Consider the following 4456-nt stretch of genomic DNA (forward strand, 5'->3'; position numbering starts at 1 on the left):
TGGTGGGCAAAAAATCTTGCCAATCTCGCAATTGAGCAAGATTTTTTGCCCACCTTTGTAAGTCTGCTTCTTCTACATAGCCACTACCATCAACGTCATATACATAAAAATTCTTAGTGTGTTTTTTCGTCAACAACTCAGTAAGCATTTTTTTCCCTTGAGAAAGAACAAGATAGGTATGTCACGACTATAATTGATTGCCGAGTAATTTTCAAGAGTCAGATTTAAAATTAGCTGATAAATTGAAAATATAAGGATGATTGGGGTGCATATCATATTTGCAAAAATACTTTTTTCCTATATATTCTCAGATGAGCTGTTGCCTTTCGGAGCTGTTGCCTAAAAGCAATAAATTTTTAGCTTTATTCAAAATTGAGATGCACCCGATGATTGTGATTTTCAGCTAAATAAATCAGACAGCAAAAATACAACTTTTATAGATGTGGTCTAATCTAATTAAAACTGCTATAAATTTTATCCTTACCTTGCAATAAAAAGGCAAAGAGGTTAAATTTTTCCAAAAAAATCTTCCCCCAAAAATTATGTACTATCAACTTTTATAGATGTAGACTAATTTAATAAACACTACTATAAATTTTATAGCAGTCACCAAGGAGCTTAGGACATAAAAGACAAACATAGCTATCGTCTCTATGAGATGGTCTAATAATTTGATATTTTTCTCTGCCCTAACCGCTGTAGCAGTTGCTATATAGTCATTCCAATTAAGATTGAGACACTTAACCTTGATATAATCCTTAAAAATAAGGGATTTATCCGTCTCATTTTTATTTGAAACTACTATACCTTGTAAAAAATAGACTAGGAGGTTGAATTTTTCAAAGAAAACCTTCCACAAAAATTATGCACTATCAACTAAAATTTTTCCTCTACAAAAGGAACTTCAAACAACCTCTCAAAACCAGCCATGGTATCTGGAATATTAGAGAAGGAATTATTTTACAACTAACCAGCAAAACTGGAAAAATAGGTTTAGGTGAAATTGCTCCTTTGAGTTGGTTTTGCTCTGAAACTTTGTCGGAAGCTTTAGATTTTTGTCACCACTTACCAACAGAAATTACAGTAGAAACAATTTTATCTATTCCTGAAAATTTACCTGCTTGTAAGTTTGGTTTTGAGTCGGCTTGGGAAAATCTTAGAGAAAGAGAAATAGATAAGAAAGAAGAATTGAAAAACTCTAATTTTTACAGTGCTTTATTGCCAGAAGGAGAGCCAGCTATAGAAATTTGGAAGCCACTATGGCAAGAAGGATATCGTACTTTTAAATGGAAGATAGGAGTTAATAAAATTCAAACAGAAATCCAAATTTTTCAGCAGTTAGTTAAAGCACTTCCTACAGAAGCAAATCTCAGATTAGATGCTAATGCTGGATTAACTTTTGAGGAGGCAAAACAATGGTTAGAAATATGTGAAAATCTCAATTTAATTGAATTTATAGAGCAACCTTTATCTGTCGATAAATTTGAGGAAATGTTGAAATTAAGTCATCAACACTTGACTCCTATTGCTTTAGATGAATCTGTTGCTAACTTCAGTAAAATGCAACAATATTATCAACAGGGTTGGCGAGGAATATTTTCGATAAAACCTGCTATTTTTGGTTCGCCTTCCCAACTCCGTAATTTTTGCCAAAATCATATTATTGATGTAGTTTTTTCTTCAGTATTTGAAACAAAAATTGGTAGAAAATCAGCACTACAACTCGCGACAGAATTACAACCAAATATACTTAAAAGTCGTGCTTTTGGTTTTGGAATTACTCATTGGTTTGATGAACAAGAAGAAATATGGCAAGACAATTTATAAGTCAAATTTTTAACTATCTGAGTACAAGTAGTGATTTACTGAAAAACTGATAAGTAATAACTGATAACTGATAACTGAAATTACTCATTGGTTTGATGAACAGGAATAAATATGACAAAAAAATTTATGAACCAAATTTTTAACTATCTGAGTACAAGTAGTAATTTACCGAAAAACTGATAACTGAAATTACTCATTGGTTTGATGAACAAGAAGAAATATGACAAGACAATTTATAAGTCAAATTTTTAACTATCTAAGTAAAAGTAGTGATTTACTGAGAAACTGATAAGTAATAACTGAAATTACTCATTAGTTTGATGAACAAGAAGAAATATGACAAGACAATTTATAAGTCAAATTTTTAACTATCTAAGTATAAGTAGGGTTTGCTGAAAAAGTCTTTTTGTTGAGATAGGGAGTAGGGAGTAGGGAGTAGTGAAGAGTCAAGAGTTGGAAAGAGTCGTAGAGGAACTACTTGGAAAAATTATCCCCAAATTGTTCTGCCTCTATCTTGCCCCAATACTCACTTTTTGAGCAATGTGCAGGCAAAAACCTGCTACTTTTTTACTACCTAAAAAGGCAAAAACCTTTATATATCAAGACTTTTATCTTTAATCAGCAAGCCCTAAGTAGTGATTTACTGAGAAACTGATAAGTAATAACTGAAATTACTCATTAGTTTGATGAATAAGAATAAATATGACAAGAAAATTTATGAACCAAATTTTTAACTATCTAAGTAAAAGTAGAGATTTACTAATTGGTAATAAGTAGGTGCGGGTTTAACTAAAAGCCTTGAGATAAGAGAATCTAGTTCTCAAAACCTGCCCTCTTTATTCTATTGAGTGTTTGAAACAAAAGTTATTAGAAAAACTGCACTATGACTTGGAACATAATTACAACAAAATCTACTCAAAAATTGTGCTTTTGGTTTTGTAATTCCCCATTGATTTAATGAACAAGAGAAAATATGACAAGACAATTTATGAACCAAATTTTTAACTATCTGAGTGCAAATAGTGATTTACTAATTAGTAATGAAAGTAGTTATATCTACTCTATTAGTCAAAAAAAGTTTGATTACTTGAACGAAAATTTTCACCCAGAATCTGCACCAAAGATATTTATATCAGAATCAAAACCAACAGAATTTATTACCAGTTTTGTTGCTGCTGTTGCTACTGGTTTTCAAGTCTTTCTATGTAATCCAAATTGGGGGAAACAAGAATGGGAACAAGTATTAGAATTAGTACAACCAGATATAATTTTTGGAAATACTCCCGACGAAAATTTTCTAGGAGCAGATATATACAAAAATGATGTATCTCCTCAAAATAGCATCTCTCTAAAACCAATACATACTAATAATAATACCAAGGAATTTTTTCCAAAAAATTTGATTATGATTCCTACTGGTGGCTCATCTGGAAAAGTTAAATTTACCATTCATACATGGGAAACATTAATAGCATCTGTGGAAGGCTTCCAAAAATATTTCCAAGTACAAAAAATTAACTCATTTTGTGTTTTACCCTTATATCACGTCAGTGGTTTAATGCAATTCATGCGCTCCTTTATTACTGGAGGAAATTTAGTAATTTTGCCATCATATAAAGAAATTTTCGACAAAAAGGAATGGAATATTAATCCCAATAAATTTTTTATTTCCCTAGTACCAACTCAATTACAAAAGCTGATACAAAATTCAGAAACAGCAAAATGGTTATCTAATTTTCAGACAGTGCTTTTAGGTGGCGCACCTGCTTGGCAGGAATTATTTGATGTAGCTAGAAAATATCAGATTAGATTAGCACCTACTTACGGAATGACTGAAACTGCTGCTCAAATTGCTACTCTTAAACCCAAAGATTTTTTGAAAGGAAATAATAGCAACGGTCAAATTTTACCCCACGCAGAAATTATGATTAAAAGTGAAAATGGGGAGATTTTAGGCAAAAATAAAATTGGAATTATTAACATCAAAGCTCATTCTTTAGCATTAGGATATTATCCCAACTTATTTAATTCTTCTGAAAGTTTTGTGACGGATGATTTAGGATTTTTGGATAATCAAAATTACTTAAATATAGTAGGTCGTCGTAGTCAAAAAATTATTACTGGTGGGGAAAATGTTTTTCCGGCAGAAGTAGAAGCAGCTATTTTAGCAACTGGATTAGTTACTGATGTTTGTGTAATAGGTTTACCCGATAAATATTGGGGTGAAATTGTGACTGCTGTTTATGTTTCTGATGACTTAGAAGTTTCTGTAGAAAAGTTTATGGCTACTATTAATGAAAAATTGAGTAAGTTTAAACAACCTAAATCTTGGGTTAAAGTTAAAAATTTACCTCGTAATTATCAGGGTAAAATTAATCGTGAATTGTTAAAAGAAATAGCAATTCAGAAAGAAGAAGTAAGAAGTAAGAAGGAAGAAGGAAGAAGGAGGCTTTAGTTATTTAGGATAGAAGAAAATATTACATTGCCTGAATTTTAAATTTTTGATATTTCGACATCTTTCTTTTCAGAAGGAAGAAGGAAGAAGGAGGCTTTAGTTATCTAGGAGACAAGAAAATATTACATTGTCTAAATTTTAAATTTTTGATATTTCGGCATCTTTCTTTTCAGG

Annotated in this window: 2 protein-coding genes; both read left to right on the plus strand. The window is 31.1% G+C overall.

What is annotated here, in order from left to right; translation table 11 throughout:
• Positions 1-864 precede the first annotated feature (864 nt).
• Complete coding sequence (locus F6K13_RS20060) at positions 865-1827, plus strand: o-succinylbenzoate synthase (protein WP_124143991.1); 963 nt, start codon at positions 865-867, stop codon at positions 1825-1827.
• A 973-nt stretch (positions 1828-2800) separates the two neighbouring features.
• Entirely contained in the window at positions 2801-4282 is a 1482-nt protein-coding gene (locus tag F6K13_RS20065) for a 2-succinylbenzoate--CoA ligase (protein ID WP_240038843.1), read from the plus strand.
• Positions 4283-4456 lie beyond the last annotated feature (174 nt).

Origin of the sequence: Okeania sp. SIO2B9, assembly GCF_010672505.1 — a bacterium.
GTDB lineage: Bacteria > Cyanobacteriota > Cyanobacteriia > Cyanobacteriales > Microcoleaceae > Okeania > Okeania hirsuta.

Bases quoted from the DNA above. Each gene is read 5' to 3' on its own strand.
- F6K13_RS20060 (WP_124143991.1), top strand. From the start codon at position 865: ATGCACTATCAACTAAAATTTTTCCTCTACAAAAGGAACTTCAAACAA.
- F6K13_RS20065 (WP_240038843.1), top strand. From the start codon at position 2,801: ATGACAAGACAATTTATGAACCAAATTTTTAACTATCTGAGTGCAAAT.